20 protein-coding genes and 1 riboswitch are annotated in these 20,117 nt (G+C 51.9%); of the genes, 6 read left to right on the forward strand and 14 right to left on the reverse strand.

The features are described from left to right. Window positions 1-211: 211 nt before the first annotated feature. Genes ACTID9_RS24695 through panE form a run of 4 tightly spaced genes read right to left on the reverse strand, consistent with a single transcriptional unit; the run spans window position 212 to window position 3,674 of the window. Window positions 212-532 carry a DUF4870 domain-containing protein gene (locus tag ACTID9_RS24695; RefSeq protein WP_441067681.1) on the reverse strand — a complete coding sequence of 107 codons (321 nt, stop codon included), beginning with the start codon at window positions 530-532 and terminating at the stop codon, window positions 212-214. A 47-nt stretch (window positions 533-579) separates the two neighbouring features. Then, window positions 580-1,779: an MFS transporter gene (locus ACTID9_RS24700; RefSeq protein WP_441067683.1), complete on the reverse strand. Its 1,200-nt coding sequence runs from the start codon at window positions 1,777-1,779 to the stop codon at window positions 580-582. A gap of 16 nt (window positions 1,780-1,795) precedes the next feature. After that, window positions 1,796-2,731 (reverse strand): 4-hydroxy-3-methylbut-2-enyl diphosphate reductase, encoded by a 936-nt coding sequence (locus ACTID9_RS24705; protein ID WP_441067684.1) that lies wholly within the window; start codon window positions 2,729-2,731, stop codon window positions 1,796-1,798. Window positions 2,732-2,750: 19 nt separating this feature from the next. Continuing rightward, a complete protein-coding gene (gene panE, locus ACTID9_RS24710; RefSeq protein WP_441067686.1) occupies window positions 2,751-3,674 on the reverse strand; it encodes a 2-dehydropantoate 2-reductase in 924 nt (307 codons plus the stop codon). A gap of 250 nt (window positions 3,675-3,924) precedes the next feature. On the opposite strand from panE, the gene glnA reads away from it, so the two are divergent. Both glnA and ACTID9_RS24720 read left to right on the forward strand, forming a co-directional pair. Then, window positions 3,925-5,343 carry a type I glutamate--ammonia ligase gene (gene glnA, locus ACTID9_RS24715; RefSeq protein ID WP_441067688.1) on the forward strand — a complete coding sequence of 473 codons (1,419 nt, stop codon included), beginning with the start codon at window positions 3,925-3,927 and terminating at the stop codon, window positions 5,341-5,343. A 653-nt stretch (window positions 5,344-5,996) separates the two neighbouring features. Beyond that, window positions 5,997-6,701 (forward strand): L,D-transpeptidase family protein, encoded by a 705-nt coding sequence (locus ACTID9_RS24720; protein WP_441067690.1) that lies wholly within the window; start codon window positions 5,997-5,999, stop codon window positions 6,699-6,701. 112 nt (window positions 6,702-6,813) lie between these two features. Here ACTID9_RS24720 and ACTID9_RS24725 read toward each other — a convergent pair whose 3' ends face one another. Then, window positions 6,814-7,974 (reverse strand): ATP-grasp domain-containing protein, encoded by a 1,161-nt coding sequence (locus ACTID9_RS24725; protein WP_441067692.1) that lies wholly within the window; start codon window positions 7,972-7,974, stop codon window positions 6,814-6,816. Next, on the reverse strand, window positions 7,971-10,196 hold the full coding sequence (locus tag ACTID9_RS24730; RefSeq protein ID WP_441067694.1) for a methyl-accepting chemotaxis protein: 2,226 nt from the start codon (window positions 10,194-10,196) through the stop codon (window positions 7,971-7,973). Before ACTID9_RS24730 ends, ACTID9_RS24725 begins: the two co-directional genes overlap by 4 nt. 153 nt (window positions 10,197-10,349) lie before the next feature. Beyond that, window positions 10,350-10,433, reverse strand: a riboswitch (cyclic di-GMP riboswitch). A 479-nt stretch (window positions 10,434-10,912) separates the two neighbouring features. Here ACTID9_RS24730 and ACTID9_RS24735 point away from each other — a divergent pair. After that, a complete protein-coding gene (locus ACTID9_RS24735) occupies window positions 10,913-11,347 on the forward strand; it encodes a MarR family winged helix-turn-helix transcriptional regulator (RefSeq protein ID WP_441067696.1) in 435 nt (144 codons plus the stop codon). Between the two features lie 73 nt (window positions 11,348-11,420). Here ACTID9_RS24735 and ACTID9_RS24740 read toward each other — a convergent pair whose 3' ends face one another. From ACTID9_RS24740 to ACTID9_RS24770, 7 genes are all read right to left on the reverse strand, one after another. Beyond that, window positions 11,421-12,374 (reverse strand): 3-hydroxyacyl-CoA dehydrogenase family protein, encoded by a 954-nt coding sequence (locus ACTID9_RS24740; RefSeq protein ID WP_441067698.1) that lies wholly within the window; start codon window positions 12,372-12,374, stop codon window positions 11,421-11,423. A 156-nt stretch (window positions 12,375-12,530) separates the two neighbouring features. Beyond that, on the reverse strand, window positions 12,531-13,619 hold the full coding sequence (locus ACTID9_RS24745) for a quinone-dependent dihydroorotate dehydrogenase (RefSeq protein WP_441067700.1): 1,089 nt from the start codon (window positions 13,617-13,619) through the stop codon (window positions 12,531-12,533). Between the two features lie 68 nt (window positions 13,620-13,687). Then, window positions 13,688-14,740 carry a hypothetical protein gene (locus ACTID9_RS24750; RefSeq protein WP_441067702.1) on the reverse strand — a complete coding sequence of 351 codons (1,053 nt, stop codon included), beginning with the start codon at window positions 14,738-14,740 and terminating at the stop codon, window positions 13,688-13,690. A gap of 91 nt (window positions 14,741-14,831) precedes the next feature. After that, entirely contained in the window at window positions 14,832-15,956 is a 1,125-nt protein-coding gene (gene ald / locus ACTID9_RS24755) for an alanine dehydrogenase (RefSeq protein WP_441067703.1), read from the reverse strand. Between the two features lie 163 nt (window positions 15,957-16,119). Then, window positions 16,120-17,340 (reverse strand): PucR family transcriptional regulator, encoded by a 1,221-nt coding sequence (locus ACTID9_RS24760; RefSeq protein WP_441067705.1) that lies wholly within the window; start codon window positions 17,338-17,340, stop codon window positions 16,120-16,122. A 182-nt stretch (window positions 17,341-17,522) separates the two neighbouring features. Next, window positions 17,523-17,879: a response regulator gene (locus ACTID9_RS24765; protein ID WP_441067707.1), complete on the reverse strand. Its 357-nt coding sequence runs from the start codon at window positions 17,877-17,879 to the stop codon at window positions 17,523-17,525. A gap of 51 nt (window positions 17,880-17,930) precedes the next feature. After that, window positions 17,931-18,176, reverse strand: a complete 246-nt coding sequence (locus ACTID9_RS24770) for a hypothetical protein (RefSeq protein WP_441067709.1) — start codon at window positions 18,174-18,176, stop codon at window positions 17,931-17,933. Window positions 18,177-18,337: 161 nt separating this feature from the next. Between ACTID9_RS24770 and ACTID9_RS24775 the strand changes: the two genes are divergently transcribed. From ACTID9_RS24775 to ACTID9_RS24785, 3 genes are all read left to right on the forward strand, one after another. Then, entirely contained in the window at window positions 18,338-18,721 is a 384-nt protein-coding gene (locus ACTID9_RS24775) for a hypothetical protein (RefSeq protein ID WP_441067711.1), read from the forward strand. Window positions 18,722-18,821: 100 nt separating this feature from the next. Next, window positions 18,822-19,013 (forward strand): hypothetical protein, encoded by a 192-nt coding sequence (locus tag ACTID9_RS24780; RefSeq protein ID WP_441067713.1) that lies wholly within the window; start codon window positions 18,822-18,824, stop codon window positions 19,011-19,013. A 336-nt stretch (window positions 19,014-19,349) separates the two neighbouring features. Beyond that, window positions 19,350-19,862, forward strand: a complete 513-nt coding sequence (locus tag ACTID9_RS24785; protein WP_441067715.1) for an N-acetyltransferase family protein — start codon at window positions 19,350-19,352, stop codon at window positions 19,860-19,862. 50 nt (window positions 19,863-19,912) lie between these two features. Here ACTID9_RS24785 and yhfH read toward each other — a convergent pair whose 3' ends face one another. Further along, the gene (gene yhfH, locus ACTID9_RS24790) at window positions 19,913-20,044 is read right to left on the reverse strand and encodes a protein YhfH (RefSeq protein ID WP_441067717.1); all 132 of its coding nucleotides are present in this window, start codon (window positions 20,042-20,044) and stop codon (window positions 19,913-19,915) included. Between the last annotated feature and the right edge of the window lie 73 nt (window positions 20,045-20,117).

Here is a 20,117-nt window from a genome sequence, read left to right on the forward strand (position 1 = left end):
GGCTGTCCTTATCAACCTTCAACAAAAAAAGAAACACCGAAGCAGCGAACGCTTCAGTGTTTTGGAAGGAATGAGTATACGAGTTTTTTCGCCATTTGCTTCGCTTTGCCGCTCATACACTCACCCCTGTCTTTCGCATCGTTTTTTCCATTACTCACTCTAGCTGGTTCCATTCGGAATTGCAAGCCTTTTCACCAAAAACTTTCCCACACTACCACTTATTAAAAAGCTGGATGCTGCCTATCAAAGGAAGCGGTTTGGCCAAGCCCTGGATCGCATTGATAATGCCGATGATTGCGAGGACGAAAATCAGCAGATTGCCGATCGGCACAATGATAAACCACCCGATGATCGGGATCAGCGTGCCGACGAAATTGACGACGAGGGCACCGAGAAACAAAACAAGTCCTTGGTTGGCATGATACATCGCAAATCTGGATTCACGCGCGGCCAGCATCGGGATGAAAAAGATCACATAAGCCAAAGCCGCGACCACTTTGTTCGCCTGAATATCTTGATAATCCGGTTCCATGCCTGCACCTCCCTGTTTCATTCTATGGGAGGGGGCTTGGGCTTCATTCATTGCATTTCGGTGATTTTGGCTTTTGTCCGCAGCTTGATCAACAGGAGCGGCACCAGTCCGATCATCGTGGCAATCCCAAAAAACGTGTATGTGTGAAGAATGCCGTACGTATCTTTAATGACGCCGCCGACCAGATTGCAAAACATCGATCCCAATCCAAGCCCCATCGAGCTGTACAACGTCAGCGCTGTTACCTGCAAGCTCGAAGGCGTGTTTTCGCGGACGAACTGTGCTGCGGTCGCCAAATAGAAGCCGACCGACAGGCCCTGGATGAAAAACATCGCGATCACCATCGTCGTAGTCGGCGCCGTGCTGTACCAGAACCAGCGAATGCCCGATGCGACAGCCGCGATCAAAATCGTCGTCTCCAATCCCCAGCGTCTCGCGAAATAACCTGCTACTTTCATAAAAGGCGCCTCGCTTCCCGCAAACAGCAGGAAAGCCACACCGATTCCGACCACCGTTCCGCCGATATGCTCGTAATAGAGCGAAAACCAGGTGTTGTTCGCATTGATCGGCCCGAAGATGAAAAAGGCCCCCAGCAAAAACAAGACGAACCGCGGCATCCGTACAAGCTCCCCGATGCCGTTGAAAATGCTTCCGTTCACCCTCACATTCTCGCCTTCATCGCTCATCCCGCGCAAAAATACGATCGCCAGCACGGTTGCAGCCGCGAAAAAGAAAAAGATGGCGTGCGGCCCCCATGAGCGAATGGCATACCCCGTCACCAACGTGGCGATCGCATAGCCAACCGATCCCCACAGACGCAGGTTGCCGAATTGCATGTTTTGCTGTTTCGCGAAGTTGAGCGCGATGCTGTCGTTGATCGGGATGACCGCGCATTGAAACAAGGAAAAAAGCGAAAACACCACCACGACCCAGGCAAATGTGGAAATCTGGGTGAACAGCAGCGAAATGGCGGAGGATGCCAGCAGCGCCAGCATCAAAATCGGTCTTCGCACGCGGAGCTTGTCGCAAAGCATCCCCCAGATCGGCTGCGCAAAAATCGAGATGATCGGCGTAATCGAACTGATCGTCCCGATTTGCGTGCCGCTAAGCCCAATCGATTGGTAATACTGAGCCATGAGCGGAAAAAATGAGCCTGTTCCGTAGTAAATGAACAGATACAGGCCAATGATCGACATGTACGAGCGTTTCGCCTCCGTACGTATCTCGCCCGTTGCCAAACTGGGCATATGGAATGACCTCCCGCTATTTTACCGTGGGCAAAATTTTCTTCATGTTAACCGTCCGAACCTTTTCCCATGTGGCCGGATTTTGCTCATCAAACTGCTCCAGGAATGCGATGACTTCTTTCGTCAATGGCGTCGGCGTCGAGGCCCCCGATGTCACCGCCACCTTGGTCTTCCCTTTCAGCCATTCGATGTCCAATTCGGACAGATCGGAGATGCGGTGAGACGGGACGTTTGCGATTTCTTCGGCAACCTGTGCCAGCCGGTTGCTGTTGTTGCTGCGCGGATCGCCGACGACAATGCACAGCTGTGCATCGCCCGCCTGCTCCGCAACCGCCTCCTGGCGCACCTGTGTCGCCAGGCAAATCTCGTTGTGCACTTCCACGGTCGGGAACTTTTTGATGATCGCGTCCATCAGATGCTTCACGTCCCATTGGCTCATCGTCGTCTGGTTGGTCACGATCAGCTTATCCGATGGCAGCGAGAGCGCCTCCACCTCGTCGAGCGTCTGTACCAGATGCACATGGTCTGGCGCGATGCCGATCGCCCCCTCCGGCTCCGGGTGCCCTTTTTTCCCGATGTAGATCACGTGGTAGCCTTCTTCTTTCTTTTCACGGATCAGATCGTGCGTTTTCGTGACGTCCGGGCAGGTCGCATCGACGACCGTCAACCCTTTGTCACGCGCTTTTTTACGCACCTCCGGCGAAACGCCGTGCGCGGTGAAGATGACGGTACCCTCGTCGATTTTATCGAGCAGCGCCAGCCTGTCTTCCCCGTCCAGCGTAATGATTCCTTGCTGTTCAAAAGAATCCACCACATGCGCATTATGCACGATCATGCCCAAAATGTGGATCGGCCGGGGCAGATCAAAATTTTGCGCCGTTTTCAGCGCCAGAACCATCGCGTCCACAACGCCGTAGCAGTAGCCGCGCGGGGAGATTTTAATGACCTCCATGGTTTCCACCTCTTCTTCCTTATAAAAGGGAACGATTGATTTCGTACACCTTCAGCTTGTTGTAGATCGTTCGCAAAAGCGGCGCTTCCACGCTGTTTTGCTTGGCTAAATCCAGCAAATATCCTTGCAAATGGTCTGCTTCCACCGGCTGGCCTTTTTCCATATCGCGCAGCATGGAGGATTTGACCGCATACCCTTGCTTGTTGAACACTTTCATATGACGCTCCACGATGTCATCGGCAAGCGACGCGCCTGACTTGCGCATGATGGCCGCCACTTCCTCAAAAAGCTGCTGCGTCAAGGCCACCCCATCGGCCGCATCGCGGATCGGCCCTACTGCCGAATTCATCAGCGTGGTCATGCCGGACAGCGTCGTGATGAACAAATATTTGTGCCACATCTCGCGCTGGATGTTATCGCTCGCACGGTACGAAGCGTTCGCTCCGGCAAAAAGCTGTGCAAGCTGTTCCATCCGCTGCGAGCTTCCGCCGGTCCATTCCCCGTACAGCATCTCGTGCACCGGGCTCGTTTGGATGACATCGCCTTCCGCGTTGAGCGTAGACTCGATGAAGCACAGCCCGCCGAGGACCCGCTCGCTGCCGAACGCTTCCTGCAAAGCGGCCACATGCGCCATTCCGTTCAATAACGGAAGAACCATCGTGTTTTCTCCAACGTATGGGCGAATCGATTCCACACCATCGGCAAAATGATACGCCTTCATCGTCAAAATCACCAAATCAAACGGCTCTGCAGCTTCTCCGGCCACCAGCAGCTTGGGCACAAATGAAAAGTCGCCGTGAATGCTTTTGATGATCAGCCCGCGTTCTTCCAGCTGCTGTTTCCGCCGCTCACGGACAAGAAACGTGACGTCCGCCCCTTTTTCCACAAGCCGTCCGCCGAAATAACCGCCAACCGCTCCCGCTCCCAGTACCAACACTTTCATGGATGGAACTCCCCCGCTCTCTTTTGCTTTTATTACGAACGAATTCTGCTCCTTCATTGTAGTGGAAAACCCGACTGACGCCAAGCGTGAGAGACATCCAGCCATCTTTGAGGAAAGTCGAAAATTGGTTACGTTTTCATGTTAACTTTTCTAACATTTTTACGTAAATATTATTGACACATTTCGACATCGCTTACTATAATACCAGTATCGAAACCGTGACAATACGAAGATGGAGAGTGGGATCATCATGGGAGTTAGCGACATTTTGACCTTGATTCAAGAAAAGAACGTGGAATACGTTGATTTCCGCATCGTCGACATGCTTGGACGCGAGCATCACATCACCGTTCCCGGCTATGCAGTCGATGAGAGCACATTTGAGAACGGCGTTGCGTTTGACAGTTCCAGCCTGGTCGGATACAAAAGCATCGAAGAGAGCGACATGGTCATGATGCCGGATACATCCAGCGCCTATATCGATCCTTTTACAGAACGGGTTACCCTCAATATCGTTTGCGACATCCTGAACCCGGACGGCACGCCTTACGACCGCGATCCGCGCAGCGTAGCCAAAAAAGCGGAGAAGCATTTGCAGGACATCGGTTTGGCGACAGCCGCTTACTTTGGACCTGAATCCGAGTTCTTCATTTTTGACAATGTGCGTTACGCTTCCGGCATGTCCGGTTCCTTTTATCAGATCGAGTCCAGCGAAGCTTGCTGGAACACGGGCGCAGAAGGCCAAAACCTGGGCTACAAAGTGCGCAACAAAGGCGGCTACGTGCCTGTCCAGCCTACTGACACCCAAGTGGATCTGCGCAACGAAATGTGCACCCTGCTGAGCCAAGCCGGAATCAAGGTAGAGCGGCATCACCATGAAGTGGCGACAGCCGGCCAAGGCGAAATCAACTTCCGCTTCGATACGTTGACCAAAACAGCAGACAATTTGCAGTTGTTCAAATACATCGTCCGCAACGTCGCAGCCAAGCACGGCAAAACAGCGACCTTCATGCCAAAGCCAATCGTCGGCGACAACGGAAGCGGCATGCACGTACACCAAAGCTTGTTCAACGGCGACACCCCGCTGTTTTTTGACAAAGAAGGCTATGCCAACCTGAGCGAAATGGCGCTTTATTACATCGGCGGCTTGCTGCACCACGCACCTGCCCTGATCGCGTTGACCAACCCGAGCACCAACTCGTTCAAACGCCTTGTGCCAGGCTACGAAGCGCCGGTTAACCTGGTGTTCTCGAAAGGAAACCGCTCCGCTGCGATCCGCATCCCAGTGGCTGCCGTAACGCCGAAAGCATCCCGCGTCGAGTTCCGTACGCCGGATTCCACCGCAAACCCGTACCTCGCGTTTGCCGCCATGTTGATGGCGGGTCTCGACGGCATCAAGCGCAAGCTCGACCCTCGTGAACTGGGCTTCGGTCCTTACGACAAAAACATTTACGATCTGTCCGACGCGGAGAAAGAATCGATCAAGAGCGCGCCGGCATCTCTGGGCGATGCCTTGAACGCACTGGCTGCCGACCACGAATTCCTGCTTGAAGGCGGCGTCTTCACCAAAGACATGATCGACAACTGGATCAGCCTGAAGCGCGGTGAAATTCAACAAGTGGAGCGTACCGTTTCGCCGAAAGAGTATGAGCTGTATTACGATCTGTAAGGGGTAAATTTGCGTGAAAACGCATATTTATCAATGAGTTTTGCGGAAAACCTGGCTACGCCAAGCTTTTTGGTGGGGGCCGCGGTTGCACTTATTTGTACAAAAAAGAGGCCCTTCTCACTCGAGAGGGCCCTTTTTACATTGGCGGAAACTTTAACTAAATCATAAAAAATGGAAGCATAAAAAAGATGTCATCTACGTTAAAATGAATATAATATAGTATCTAGTTTAAAAAGGGGGGTATTGAAGATGCCACTCTGGGTATTTATGATAATTGCCTTCGGCGGCTTGTTCGGTATAGGCTATATGCTTGACATCATTACCAAAAGAAGAAAAACCGCATATGACATTCAAACATCCTCGAAAAACCTTTCTCCTTTTAACAGAGTCTATACAGAAACACTTCTGAACGAAATCGGAAAAGACATGCAGCACAATGGACATAATTAAAGAAGGCGACCTGCGTCGCCTTCTTTTTTATTCGACAGAACTTGTCCACGTATCGTAAATTCCGTCAAACGCAAACAGTTCGTAAAACCCGTCGGCCTAAGCGATCGCCACTTTCTGCCTCGCCCTCATAAAAACCGAAACCATCTGGAACAATATAAGAGGTCCTTTACGGAACAAACTTTTGAATAAAGTAGTGATACTTGATGAGTCGTATGATCCATTCTCTTTTGCCGCGAGCGATCGCGATCGGTCTGCTTGTTTCCCTCGCGCATTTTACGATCGGGTTCCCCGCTGCCCATGCGGAACCATCGCTGCCGATTGTTGCTGATCAAAGTCTTTATTCCATCGAGGTGCGCCCGTTGAAGCACCAGCTGATCGTGCGGAAACAAGGGCTGAAAATAAAGGCTTATCCGATTGCTGTCGGCAACCCGTCCACCCCTACGCCTGTGGGAGAGTACATCGTCATCTACAAAGGGAAAAACTGGGGCCCGTCGTTCGGGCCAAGGTGGCTGGGCTTAAACGTCCCTTGGGGAATATACGGCATACATGGAACGAACCAACCGCATTCAATCGGGCAGCATCTAAGCCACGGCTGCATCCGGATGCGAAACAAGGATGTCACAGAACTGTTCGATATGATCCCGATCGGCACGAAAGTCACGATTTATGGGCATGTGTTGGGGGACCCGGGACGTCATCCACGGCGTTTAGCCCAAGGGGATGTCGGCGGCGATGTGCAGCTGATTCAATCCCGCTTGAAAAGTGCCGGCTATTTTAACGGGACGTGTGACGGAAAGTTTGGCCCGAGCACAACCGCCGCCCTGAAAAAGTTTCAGGCTGACCATCATTTGGCCCGCAATGGCGTCGTTTCGGTCAAAGTGTACGAAGCGCTGGGATTGATCGAGTGAGGCTGTGCATCACCAATTGCCAGAACAACAAAAAGCATCCTGTCTCCACGCGCGAACGTGAAACCAGGATGCTTTTGTCGCGATTCCATTCAGCGCATGAAGCACGCGCTCGTCACTTCATCACCAAATATTGTTCCAGGTCAAGCTGCAGCAAATGCTCATTCTCTTTCAGCGAAGGGCTTTGGTAAAACACGACCGAGAAAGTCGGATACTCTTCATACGGAATCAGGCGATAGTCCAGCAGGTTGGAGAATTTTTTCTCGAACTTGCGGTCATGAACCGATTCGATCGATTTGCCTTCAATGCTGAGCGGCAATTCCGCGCAGAGGAAGCTGAAAATCGAGTCATCCATCGAGCTGATGATGGCAGGCCAGTCAGGCTTTTTCTGCTCGAAGAAATACTCGTACACGTTGACTCCGCACGCATGTGCCCCCAGATCGGTCGTGCACAATCCGGCAAACCGGAGCGGGTTCACTTCGATCGGGATCAGCTGTCCGTTTTTGGAGATGCGAACTTCAAAGTGCATCGGGAAGTTTTTCAGCGGCAGCTCCTCCCCCATGCTCCGCATGAACGCTTCCACCTTGTCCAGCGCCTCTGTCAAAACGCTTTTCCCCGTGTAATAAATGCGGTCCGACGTATCTGCTTCATGGGCGAACATCCGCTTGAACACATTGAGGACGACTGGCTCCCCCGCTTCATTGTAATACGCGTCGATCGCATATTCTTCACCTTGAATCCATTCTTCCAAAATGAAGCTGTTGGCGCTCACGACCGCTTCCGGATAAATTTCCTTCGCCGCTCTCATGTCCTGCTGCAGCTGTGCCAGCATCGTTTTCCATTCAGCCGGTCCCTCCACGAGATAGACCCCTACGCTGCGGAAACCGCGTGCAGGCTTGATCACCAACGGGAACGTCAGCGATTCGACCGGCAGGCTGAAAATCTCCGCATAGGTGCATTCCCGAAAGAAAAAGGACGGGAACAGCTTTTGCAGCTGCTGACGAAACCTCACCTTGTTTTTAAACAGGTCGATCAGCTTGATGATCGAGGTTTCTTTCAAGTATGGATAAATGGACGCAACCGAATATTCCGAGTTGCACAGAATCGCCACATTCGGATCTCGCAATTGCTCAATCACTTCCTGCTCCGTCAAAAACGCGATCGATTTATCCAGCGGAATGCGAACCTCACCGGATTTTACCGCAGGGATTTTCAGATTGATCAACGTCTGCGACAGCAGTTGCGAGACATAAGGTTTGTCCAAAATCATCATCATTGCTTTTCATCCTCCTCGACGCGTACATCGTCGCTGATTACGAACTTTTCAACCAGGCCATTCAGAGTTTCGGACGTTTGTTTCATTTCGACCGCGATCTGATTGATTTCCAACTGGATGTCAGCCTGGTTTTTCAGGTTTTCATTGATCGTAATGAGCGCCGTGGTCATCTCCGCAATGCTCTCGGATACTTGTCCAAGATTTTGCGACGATGCGTCCGTTCCGTCCGCTTGGGCGTCGACATTCATTTCAAACGTCTTGATTTGTTCCGACGAGCTTTCGATTGAAGATTTGATCTCTGCCATGTGTTCGATCAGCGACATGACGTTTTGTTTTTCTACCAAAATAATATCGCCTTGATTGTTCAGCGTTTTGATCGTCTCCGTCAGGGAGTTTTGCAATTCGCCGATGATGCCGTAAATGTTGTCAGAGCTGCGCTTGGACTCCTCCGCCAATTTGCGCACTTCCTCTGCGACGACAGAGAACCCTTTGCCGGCTTCCCCGGCCCGTGCGGCTTCGATCGACGCATTCAGCGCCAGCAAATTCGTCTGCGTGCTGATGCCGGTCATGGTGGTCACAATGTCGCTGATGCGGCCCATGCTCTCTTCGAGCTGCTTGACGATGCCCACCGACTTGTTCACTTCCACCTCGATGTTTTCCATGCCGTGCAAGGCCCGATTGGCAACCGTCTCGGAGTTCGCCGACAAGGTGCTGATCTGGGTGATTTCGGTAACCAGGTTGCCCAAAGTAGACAAGTTGTCGCGAGTCGTCGCCGCAATCTCCTCCACCGCTGCGCTCAGCTCTTGCGCCACGGCCGAAATGTTGGTGGATTCGCTGCTCAGCTCGGCGCTCTTCTGGTTGATGCCCTCGATGTAATTCGTGCTGATCTCCATGTTCTTTTCCAAATGATTGGAATGGTTGACGACATGGAACGCGGATTTTTTGATATCGCCGATCATCTTCTCCAGCTTGTTCAAATACTCGTTAAACGCATCGGCCAGCTGGCGAATTTCATCGGAACCGGATACTTTGATCCGTCCGGTCAAATCTCCTCCGCCGGACGCGATCGCCACCAGGCGGTCACGCACGACCGTCAATGCGGTCAGACGCTTGGACAGGTAAGCAAAGATAATGATCATCCCGACAATCAGAACGGCGATGAGCGCGCTAACAAGCAACAATTGCTGATTGGAGATTTTTTGGACGCTGGCAAGCGGCATTTCCAGGAACAGATACCAACCTGTAATTTTGATCGGGCTTGCGAAAATGATTTTGTCATTGGCGATCAGTTCATCCGAATCTTTTTTCGCGCTGACAACATTTTGCATCCAGCCTTTGATGTCTGCGTCCGGAATCTCGGTGTCGATTGTGTCCGGTTTGGTTTTGTCCTCCGCCTTTTTGGTCGCCGTGCCTGTCAGCACGTTTTGGAACGAGTCAACGACCATCGCGTGCGTCCCGTCTCCTGAGGCAAACGAATTCGCGATCGCCTCGACGCTCTGCAAGGTTACGTCGATCGAGAAAACGCCCTGGAACTGGTCATGAACATAAACGGGATTGGATACGGTCACCATCATCCCTGTTCCCAGGTCATCCTTGTACGGCTTCGTCCACTTAAGCTCCCGATTCGGGTTGTTCTGCGGCGATGCGATGGTGAAAAACTCGCCATCCATCGATTTTTCCGTCGTATATTTTCCTTCCTTGTTGGCCACGAAAGGATAGATTTTCTGGAACTTGTTCACCGAAGTGAAGTAGTACCATTGCGATTCCGGAATGGTTTTTTTGATTGTTGCAAAAAGCCCATCATAGCTTTCCGCTGCCATGATCGCCCGTTTTTCCGCGACCGTGCGGGCACCTTTCTCGATGCGCGCATTCCCGATGTCCGCTTTGGTTTTTTCCACATATTGATCCAGGGAATACAACCCGTTGTCCATGAGATACTTCTGGTCGAACATTTGGTTGATGGTTTCGTCCGGGTATGCAGCCAGTTCGTCCATTTTCTTCTCATATGCGGCATTGGCGAGCTTGCTCACCAATTCGATTTTGTTAAACTCCTCTTGCACCAGCTCGATATTGCTGTCGATCAGCCGCTTCGTCTTGTTGATTTCCTCCTGCTGAATTTTACCTTTCGTATAGAAAGAAGCGAAACCGGATAACCCTACCTGGAATACCAAAATGATGACAAACAAGAGAAGCATTCTGATTTTTAAACTCTTAAGGCCCATCTCGTCCTCCCACTGCTATCTCTATGTAGCGCTTGTTGCTGAATGTTGATCATTCCTTACTCGTTTCATGCCCTCCTGTTCTTTCGGTTATGAACGCAATAAAAAAAACTATTAGGCAGCCCGAATAGTCTTTTCGCATCACACTCATACTGATTCGGCAGCCCGGCGATCATAGTCTACGACCTTAGACCCGTAACTTTGCGTCCTTACCTTTCGATAAGTTTGCCGTTAACAAATTGCAATGATATGTAGGATTTTGTATTATTTTGTCATAATTTAGCATAATTGAAGACATCCTGTTTGTCAATCTTACCAAAATTAGAGAAAAAGACAAGTTTTCCAATTATTCGGACTTGTTTTCGCAAAAAAGAACCAAACCTTCCCGTTTCCTTCATACGCCTTGCACAGGCTGGTTTCGTTGACTCTCTAAGTAAAATGGCATGTACGAAACTCCATACAAAAGTCTTAGGCTCTCCTCCGGCTTCCTGCTGCAAACCAAACAAATAGCCACCCGCTGTTCGCGAGTGGCTATCAAAAAATGGGGGTAGTTCCGTTCCGTTCATCGTTACAGACGGGGCCTTATCCGCAAAGGTTGCAAACCGCAACAAAAATCTCTTGTTGCCGCCACTGCTCCTTGCCCATATCCGTTTGAAATCTTCTGCCGGAATGAGGTACATTACAGTATAGAGGAAGTGTATGCGAAGGGAGAATATGGAGTGAGCAAAGACAAAAATGCAATTGGCGTGATCGAATACGAGGTGTCCCTTCTCGTGCGGCGTTCCATCTCGATCAGTAATTCGGAAAAACGGATTGGCAATCTGGAGCGTTCCGCCTATCTCTTATTGCGCCAGTTGGATGAATCAGGGCCTGTCGGCGTGAAAGCGTTGGCCGATGAGTTCCGCCTCGACATTTCGACAGTGAGCAGGCAGACGGCCGGCCTCGAGGCAAAAGGGCTGATCAAGCGCATTCCCGACCCTGTAGACGGACGAGCCAGCTCGTTTGTATTGACGGAAGAAGGAAAGCGTCAATTGGAAGAAACCAAACAAGCCCGGGTTGAGCGTTACGCCCTGTGGCTGAAGGATTGGACCGAGGAAGAACGCAAGCTGTTCGGTGAACTGCTCACCCGGGCAAACCGGACTTTTCTCGAGTAGCCTTGCCGCCATTTTCATAGAAAACAGCCGCCCTCTCTTCCACAAGAACGGGCGGCTTTTGTCATTTACACGATCAACGTCCTGCCGTTTCGTTCTGCTTGCTATGCAGCAAACCCAAGAAACGCTGGTCGCGCAGCGCGATGGCCGCAGCTACCGTTTCCGGCGTATGGGTGTAAATCCCGCTGCCGGTCTTCACCCCTAGCTCTCCTCGCTCTACCAGTTGGTTGATCATCGCTGGCGCTTGTGCGGCATTGCAAAGCTCTGGCGCCACATTGTTCATCACGCTTTGCCACGTATCCAGCCCGCCGAAATCGACCGTTTCAAACGGTCCGATGAATGCCCAGCGGAACCCGGGACCCGCTTTCATCGCCGCATCGATCTCGGCAGCGCCTGCCACTCCTTCTTCAAGCAGGTGAAAAGCTTCCCGTACGACTGCCGCCTGCAACCGATTGGCGATGAACCCTGCTATTTCCTTCTGCAGCAGCACCGGCACCTTGCCGATTCGCTTCATCGTCTCAAGCGTGAGTTCCACGATGGAAGCGGCCGTCTTTTCATGCTTGACCACTTCCACCAGCGGCACCAAATACGCCGGATTGAAATAATGGGTGATGATCATCCGCTCCGGGTATTTCGCATAGCGGGCAAGCTGCGAAATCGGAATCGTCGATGTGTTGGACGCCACAATCGCATCCACACGTGCCAGCTCCTCGATCTGCCGGTACATCTCCCATTTCAGTTCAACCTTTTCCGGAATCGCCTCCGTGATGAAATCGGCGTCCGCTGCCGCCTCAGCGAGCGAGGTCGTATAGCGGATATTGTCCAATGCCTGCTCTTTTTGCTCCGCGCTGATCATCCCGTGGGCGACGAACAGCGAAAGACTTGCCTCAATCGCTTCCTTTGCCTTTTGCAGCATATGCTCATGAATGTCGTACAGGCGAACGACAAATCCGGCAGCAGCGAAGATTTGCGCGATGCCGTGCCCCATGATGCCTGCTCCGATAACAGCTACTTGTTTGATTTCCTTCATCGACAACGTTCCCTTCTCTTGGCACAGGTTGCCTGTCATTCGATTCATGATAGCATGGCAGAATTACAAAATCGGATGAAGGCAGGCCACGGCAAAAAGCAAAGAAAAGACCAAGGCGGCAGACATGCCATTGCCTCGGTCTTTTCCTTTTCCTCTTTACCTGGCGTCGACACCCACCGCTTGCTGGATGTGGGTAAAGCCATCGCGTGCCAGCAGTTGAACCAGGCGCTGATTGATCTGTTTGGCGATGCCAGGTCCCTGATATGCCATCCCGGTATACACCTGGATCAGGCTGGCACCCGCCCTGATTTTGGCATATGCGTCATCACCCGTGAATATCCCGCCCACGCCGATGATCGGTACTTCCTTGCCCACGGTCTGGTAAATTTCCTTCACCCAGGCAGTTGAGCGCTCCGTCAGCGGTTTTCCGCTCAAGCCGCCTGCTTGTCCTGCATGCTCATGGTTTTTCACCGGCTCGCGGGAGAGGGTCGTGTTGGTGGCGATGATACCAGCCGCACCTTCCTCGACCGCCGCTTTGACCACGTCATGCATCTGTTCGGATGCCATATCCGGGGCTACCTTGAGCAAAATCGGCTTTGCGGCAGCTCCGTTTGCCTCCAGCTCCTGCGCTTTTGCTTTGATTGCGCGCAGCAATTGGCGCAGGCTTTCCGTTTCCTGCAGATCGCGGAGGTTCGGCGTGTTCGGCGAGCTGATGTTGATGACGAAATAATGACCGTAGCTGTACAGCGCTTCCAGACATTTTTGGTAATCGCTCGCCGCCTCTTCATTCGGCGTCACTTTGTTTTTTCCGATATTGATCCCGACCGGGATGCCCGCTTCCTGATAATTGCGGAGATGGCCGGCGGCTGCCCCCATTCCGTGGTTATTGAAGCCCATCCGGTTGATGATCGCCTGATGCTCCGGCAGCCGGAACAAACGCGGCTTGTCGTTGCCGCTTTGCGGAAGCGGCGTGATCGTCCCGACCTCCACACAACCGAAGCCGAGTGCAGCGAACCCCCGGTAAATCTCCGCATTTTTATCGAACCCGGCCGCCAAGCCTACCGGGTTGGGAAATGTGAGGCCCCACAGCTTCACTTGCAGCCGTTCATCCTGAAAATCATACATGGCCCGCAGCACCGATTTGCCGCCTGGCATACGCTCGGCCAGGCGCAATGCTTCTACCGTTCGTTCATGCGTTGTTTCGGGGTCTATCGCAAATAGCAGGGGTCTTACCAGTTGGTACACCTTTTGTCCACTCCTCGGCTCATTTTGTCTGCCTTAGAGCATACCACATCCGCCTCAAAAACGCATTGTTAAATCATTCGGGTATACATGGTTTTCTCGCCAATCTTTTGGCGAAATTGTTCGGGTTTGTCCAAGGTCAGGTAAATTTTGCCCACTTCTCTCCTGATGCCAAACAAGCCCCGGACCTTCAGCGGCTGTGCCAGTTCGATTGCGGTGTTTGGCTGTTCAAACATCGGTCCGACGGTAGTCTCCCATTCTTCTTTCGGGATTTCCATCCCTTGAGCAACAGTGACGTTCGCAATTTCCGAAAAAGGAACGTCCGCGCTGATGCGCAGGCCGTACTGGATGCGGACACCCGCTTGATCGACGAGCACCGGATTCAGCCGCATCGCGTTGTAATCGGCAACGAGCAGGATGATTAGATAAACATGGCTCGCCGACACAAGCCACGCCGCCTGATGCGACCATTCCTGCAGCAGGAAATGGACCGCGACCCCTTCCAAAATCAGCAGCTTGCAGACCATCAGCATCAAATAAAACCAGCTGGATTCTTTATGATAGGCAAAAGCAGCTGCATCAGGCTTGGTAAAAGCCTTTTGCCGCCAAGCGAGGCACGAATAGTAGAAAACGGCGACATCATGAAAGATCAGCGTCGCCAACGCCCGATCGCCGAACACTTCGCTGACCGCTGCGCGTGCGGCGTCCATCACATGGGCCTCCGTCTGCCTGATTACTCGGTACGCCTTGATCACTTGCACCAGCTTGCGTATTTCATAGTAGACCACGGCGAGTTCAAAGCAGACAAGCAGCGCTTCAAGCGGGAAAATGACCCATTGCAAAGCACTCATCAATCGTTCATTGGTGGATGGAAGCACATAGCGGGCGGTCACATATCCCGCAAAAACGACGGGAATGACCGAAAGCAGCGACTTTGCACGTTTGCGCACAAAGCAGAGATAGTACAAAAGAGGAACGACCAAAACCAAATCAAAGGTGACTCCAAGCGAGACGATCTTTTCATCCTCCGGCGTCATCCCCCCGATCGCCATCCAATCGGCAGCCAGCACAATCATCGCAAGCACCAGAAAAACCAGCAGGTTGCTTTTTCGTGAAAGGACCATAGATTCAACCCCTTTCTTCTTTCTTCACCTCCATTCTAAACGAAACAGGAGAAAGCTTTACGCCTCCTCCTGTAACATTTATTGGCAATTTTTAGTTTTTCACCAAAACGAGTTCATTGATTGGGTGGTATGGCAGGTTGTGCGCCTCGGCTACACCTTTGAAGGTGATTTTGCCGTCGATCACGTTTACGCCGCGCGCCAGCGCTTTGTTCGAGGTGATCGCTTCCGCATAGCCTTTGTTGGCGATTTGCAGCGCGTATGGAACCGTCACGTTGGTCAGTGCCAGCGTGGACGTGCGCGCTACCGCGCCAGGCATGTTGGCAACGGAATAGTGGATAACACCAAAGCGCTCATACGTTGGGTTATCGTGTGTGGAAATGCGGTCAACCGTCTCGATGGAACCGCCTTGGTCGATCGCTACGTCAACGATAACGGAGCCTGGAGCCATTTCTTTCACCATGTCTTCTGTTACCAGGCGAGGAGCGCGTGCGCCTGGAATCAATACCGCGCCTACGAGCAGGTCTGCTTTTTTCACAGCGTTGGCAATGTTGAAGCTGTTGGACATCAAGGTTTGCACCTGGCCTTGGAACATGTCGTCCAGCTGACGCAGACGGTCTGCGCTGATGTCGAGGATCGTTACGTTCGCACCGAGGCCGAGCGCCATTTTCGCTGCGTTCGTACCTACGATACCGCCGCCCACGATAACGACTTCACCTTTTGGTACGCCTGGTACGCCAGCCAGCAGCACGCCTTTGCCGCCATACGGTTTTTCCAGGAACTGCGCGCCGATTTGTACGGACATGCGGCCCGCTACTTCGCTCATTGGTGTCAACAGCGGCAAGGAGCCGTTGTCGAGCTGGATGGTTTCGTAAGCGATCGCCACGACTTTTTTCTCCATCAAAGCGCGAGTCAATTCAGGTTCTGGAGCCAGGTGCAGATACGTGAACAGAATCAAGCCCTCGCGGAAAAACTCATACTCAGGAGCCAGCGGTTCTTTTACTTTCATCACCATGTCTGCGGACCATGCTTCCGCTGCGGTCGCTACGATTTGCGCGCCAACTGCCGCGTAGTTTTCGTCCGTGAAACCGCTTCCGAGTCCGGCGTTGGTTTCGACCAGGACTTTGTGTCCGTTTTGCACCAATGCGGTAACGCCTGCTGGAGTGATCGCTACGCGATTTTCGTTGTTTTTAATCTCTTTGGGAATACCTACAATCATGATAAAAGCCTCCCTTTATGGCAACGTTAATGGTTCGGTTCAAACTCATATCTACATTGTACAGTCTTTTCCCCGGATTCTCTTTGGCGATTCTCTTGATTTTACCAGCAAGCTGTTTGTGGATTTTCACAAACACAGACCGCGACATGCCGTCTGACGCCCTCTACCGCTCCTTTTCCAGTTTATCCATTTTCAGATCCAAATACAGGGAGGTGCGCTGATTTTGGTCATCGAGATCAAGCTCCAAAATTTCTTCGATCCGGCGCAGCCGGTAGCTTAACGTATTGATGTGGATGTGAAGGCGTTTGGCGGTCAAATTCACCCGGCCGGCCATGTCCAGAAACGTCTCCAGCGTTTCCAGCAGATTCGCCTGATTTTCGCGGTCATACCGCTTCAGCTTCGCCAACCGTTCGCTGACATACCCTTCGGCATCGCCCCATCTTTTCAACTGGAGCAAAAAGCGATAGATCCCCAGCTGCTGGAAGCCTTGAATGGTGCTCGTCTCTTGCGGAAAAATCCGTTTCACCTGCAGCACCTGCTGCGCTTCCCGGTAGCTTTTCACAATGTCGGTATAGCCTTGGTACGACTGTCCGTAGCCTGCGATCATCTGGTCCCCCACCCGGGACAGCGCTTCGTGCAAAAATTGCTCGACATATTGCGTGATCGTGGTCCCTTCCTTCGAGGCAACCGCCGGCAGGCCGATGAACAGGATCAGCTGTGTCCCGTCCAATACCCACAAGAGCTTGTCGCGCATCAACAGCGGATACAAAAATTGCTCCAGATGCACGCCGCTCGCGTCGATCATGCAGATCAAATAGGGAGATGGCAGCACAAGCGTCAGCGATTCGGCCTTTTTCCGGATCGCCGACTCGCTGGCGTGGTTCCCCAGCAGAAGCTCCCAGAAAAATTCCTTGCGCCGCTGCTCCTCCGCTTTGCGCTTTCCTTGGCGCTGAACCAGACGGGGGACCGCAGCGCGAGCCGCCTGCTTTAAAATCTCATCGTCGCGAGGGGTAATCGGACGCACGACTTCCTGTGCCCAAATGTACCCCAATACCTCTGTCCCCTTGCGAATCGCGATCGCTACGCGGTTCCCCAGGCCCACTTCATCTTTGGCCGGAATATGTACAGGTTCATCACACGTGAGCAGTTGGGCGAAAACGCCATCCTTCCATAAGCGGGTCAGCACTTTTTCCGGTACCCGCCGTCCCATAATGGTGGACCAGCGTGCCTGGTCGGTGCTGTCACCGTGCGAGCTGTAGGCGATCAGCTTATGATCGGAGTCTTCAATTGTAATCGGATTCTGCACCAGTTCAGCGATCGCATCGGCCAGTTCGTCGATATCAGCCTGCTGAAACTGATTGAAGTAATCTGGGCTTTCGGCCATCTTCTCACCTTCTTTTTACAAAAACGCTGCCCCATCCATGCCAGAGCTTTTTGTTCTTTCTATTATAACGCGAAAGCGGCAAAACTGCTTTCCCCCTCTCATTCAAAACCCGCGAAACCGGCTGCCGAAGCGTAAAAAAACTGCGTGCCCGCAGTTTTTCCGATGCCGATTATGTATGAATGCTACGCCCAGCGTGCCAGTGCCTCCAGCAGCTTTTCTTTCTGGAACGGTTTCACGATGAAATCTTTCGCGCCCGCCCTGATTGCCTCAATGACCAGCTGCCGCTGCCCCATCGCCGAGCACATCAAGATCGTCGCCTCAGGGTCGATTCCCATGATCTCCTTCACCGCATCAATCCCTTGCATCTCGGGCATCGTCACATCCATCGTGACGATGTCGGGCTGTAGCTCTCTATATTTGCGCACCGCCTCTACCCCGTTGCAAGCTACACCGCACACCTCGTATTTGTCCTCCAGCATCTGCACCAGCATCTGCCGCATGAACGCCGCATCATCAACAATTAATATGCGCGCCAACATGACTCCCCCAATAATTCGCACTAATAAAAACGTTAGTAACTCTCTATTTAATCAACCAGCATGCACATTCGATATTAGCTGATGCAGAGCCTTTTCTCTAGTAAAAAAAAACCAGAAAATTCGACAGGATGTCGACTGCGGGTGGTGCATCGTGCCTACATAAAAAAAAGCCCGCGCTTGCGGGTCAGGAGTTTGGGGATGCGGCGTCGTTTCGATGATCTCCGGTTGGTTGGTATGTGTCACCTCATCGGGAATATCCACCCGCGGCGCTTCTGTCACCTGCTTTTCCAATACCATCGCGCTTTCCTCCTTCTTGTCGTTGAAAATGGGGCACGTGCTTCCCCTCGCAAGTAGGATTTGTCAGCAGGTGGTAAGCTATGCATTTTCGGGAATACTGATAGGAGGCATATCGTTCATGCCAGCTTCATGTAACCAATCACTTGTCAGGAGGCGTTTTCATGCACAACAGACAGCATTTGATCCAGCAGCACCACGAATGGGCACAGGCTCACCAGGCACATGCGAATGCACTTCACCAACAAGCGCACTACCATCAGCAGCAAGCCCAATTTCATCATCACCAAGCGATGAGCCACACGCAAGGAATGGGTGAAGGCCAATACACGACCACGAATCCGATGATGACAGCCTACAACAATCAAGTTTCGCCGGCTGCGCTCGTTTTCCACGGCAACGTGTCGCCGCAATCCATGCAATCGATCAATCAATACCAAAACCAATACTCCAATCAAAACGCTGCAGCGCCGCATGTTCATCTGGCCAACCATATGGCACATGCGACGGAAAATCAAGCGTCCATGCAGCGCGGCCACAAGTTTTAGTCCAAATCCGTCAGCCCATGCCCCTCATTTGCGGGCATGGGCTTTTCGTTTCGACTGGCGCGTCCTTTCATAATTTGGTATCGTAGGAAGGACAAGCTTTATGTGGAAAAGGACTGAACATGGAATGAAAAACAAGACGCTTGTACTGATTTTGATTTTGCTGAGCATTGTGGCGAGTGGACTTGGGACCGCGCTGCAAAAAAGCTTTTCCTCCGCGCAGATCACAGGCTTCATTTTCGGTGCCGCTTTTTTGGCTGGCGCGATTCTGGCGGGAGCCAGGCGCCACTCGTAACCGCTCATTCCTGGCACCGCTTTTTGCATGAATCGTGGGAATCGCCCAATTGTTCGGCCGTACCTTTTGCTTTGGCGAAAGGACGGCTTTTTTTCATTTGTACAGAAGCAAAACTTCCAGAAAAGCATATATTTTACCAAGGGCAAATTTTTTGGAGGTCGCAAACACCATGGTAAAGGAGAATGTGGCATGGATCAAAGGATCGAGCGTTTCATCCTCGCACTGCTCTACGTCATCGCCTGCATCCTGTTCGGCTTGTAACGCTTGACAAAACAATAAATTTTACTATTATCTAATTAGATGATTGTTAAATTCATTGATTGAGGTGTTTCCCTTATGTCCACTCCTTTTCCTGCCCAAAGCACACGTCTTCGGTATTCCCCTCTTCACGAATCTGATTTTCCTGCGTTGCTGGAGATTTATAATTCGAATCCAGACTTCATGGAAATGTCGGAAGGCTCCCGCACCGTCACCATCGACACAGTGGCAAAAGACGACCTGGAAACCCGCGCGCTTCCCTTCAGCCACTGTATCGGAATCCGGGAGCAGCAAGGCGATCAGCTTGTCGGCCTGATGCATGTCACCTTGCAAAATCCGCGCGACAAAAACCCCTGGCTCGGCCTGCTGATGATGCATCGCGAAAAACAGCAGCTCGGTTTTGCCAGGGAGGCTCTGACCGTCTTGCATGACTGGCTTCGTGAGAATGAACACACCGTTCTTCATCTCGCTGTATTAGAACAGAATCAACGAGTCGTTCCTTTTTATCAGTCCTGCGGTTACGAGGCGTATGAATGGCGGGAAACGCCCGCTCTCGGCAAAGTCTTGTGCATGGCGAAACAGCTGTGGTAATAGAGAAAAAGGTCATCCAGAATGTCATCTGGCTGGCCTTTTATGTTTTCTTATTCAGCTTTTTCATTCATGCACCGTTCGCATTCGTACAGATAGGATTCATGCTGCTCCTCGATTTTGTGGCCGCACTCGGAACAGTATTTGATGTGGCAATTGCGATAAAATTCAGACACTGGAATCATGGCGTTTCTCCCCTTGCTCTTTGTTTTGTTACTTACATTGTATTATAACAGTAACAAAATGTGAATAGTTGTT

The organism is Brevibacillus fluminis (assembly GCF_052072235.1).
GTDB classification, from domain to species: Bacteria; Bacillota; Bacilli; order Brevibacillales; family Brevibacillaceae; genus Brevibacillus_D; species Brevibacillus_D fluminis_A.

Bases quoted from the DNA above. Each gene is read 5' to 3' on its own strand.
- ACTID9_RS24695 (WP_441067681.1), bottom strand. From the start codon at position 532: ATGGAACCGGATTATCAAGATATTCAGGCGAACAAAGTGGTCGCGGCT.
- ACTID9_RS24700 (WP_441067683.1), bottom strand. From the start codon at position 1,779: ATGCCCAGTTTGGCAACGGGCGAGATACGTACGGAGGCGAAACGCTCG.
- ACTID9_RS24705 (WP_441067684.1), bottom strand. From the start codon at position 2,731: ATGGAGGTCATTAAAATCTCCCCGCGCGGCTACTGCTACGGCGTTGTG.
- panE (WP_441067686.1), bottom strand. From the start codon at position 3,674: ATGAAAGTGTTGGTACTGGGAGCGGGAGCGGTTGGCGGTTATTTCGGC.
- glnA (WP_441067688.1), top strand. From the start codon at position 3,925: ATGGGAGTTAGCGACATTTTGACCTTGATTCAAGAAAAGAACGTGGAA.
- ACTID9_RS24720 (WP_441067690.1), top strand. From the start codon at position 5,997: ATGAGTCGTATGATCCATTCTCTTTTGCCGCGAGCGATCGCGATCGGT.
- ACTID9_RS24725 (WP_441067692.1), bottom strand. From the start codon at position 7,974: ATGATGATGATTTTGGACAAACCTTATGTCTCGCAACTGCTGTCGCAG.
- ACTID9_RS24730 (WP_441067694.1), bottom strand. From the start codon at position 10,196: ATGGGCCTTAAGAGTTTAAAAATCAGAATGCTTCTCTTGTTTGTCATC.
- ACTID9_RS24740 (WP_441067698.1), bottom strand. From the start codon at position 12,374: ATGAAGGAAATCAAACAAGTAGCTGTTATCGGAGCAGGCATCATGGGG.
- ACTID9_RS24750 (WP_441067702.1), bottom strand. From the start codon at position 14,740: ATGGTCCTTTCACGAAAAAGCAACCTGCTGGTTTTTCTGGTGCTTGCG.
- ald (WP_441067703.1), bottom strand. From the start codon at position 15,956: ATGATTGTAGGTATTCCCAAAGAGATTAAAAACAACGAAAATCGCGTA.
- ACTID9_RS24760 (WP_441067705.1), bottom strand. From the start codon at position 17,340: ATGGCCGAAAGCCCAGATTACTTCAATCAGTTTCAGCAGGCTGATATC.
- ACTID9_RS24765 (WP_441067707.1), bottom strand. From the start codon at position 17,879: ATGTTGGCGCGCATATTAATTGTTGATGATGCGGCGTTCATGCGGCAG.
- ACTID9_RS24770 (WP_441067709.1), bottom strand. From the start codon at position 18,176: ATGGTATTGGAAAAGCAGGTGACAGAAGCGCCGCGGGTGGATATTCCC.
- ACTID9_RS24775 (WP_441067711.1), top strand. From the start codon at position 18,338: ATGCACAACAGACAGCATTTGATCCAGCAGCACCACGAATGGGCACAG.
- ACTID9_RS24780 (WP_441067713.1), top strand. From the start codon at position 18,822: ATGTGGAAAAGGACTGAACATGGAATGAAAAACAAGACGCTTGTACTG.
- ACTID9_RS24785 (WP_441067715.1), top strand. From the start codon at position 19,350: ATGTCCACTCCTTTTCCTGCCCAAAGCACACGTCTTCGGTATTCCCCT.
- yhfH (WP_441067717.1), bottom strand. From the start codon at position 20,044: ATGATTCCAGTGTCTGAATTTTATCGCAATTGCCACATCAAATACTGT.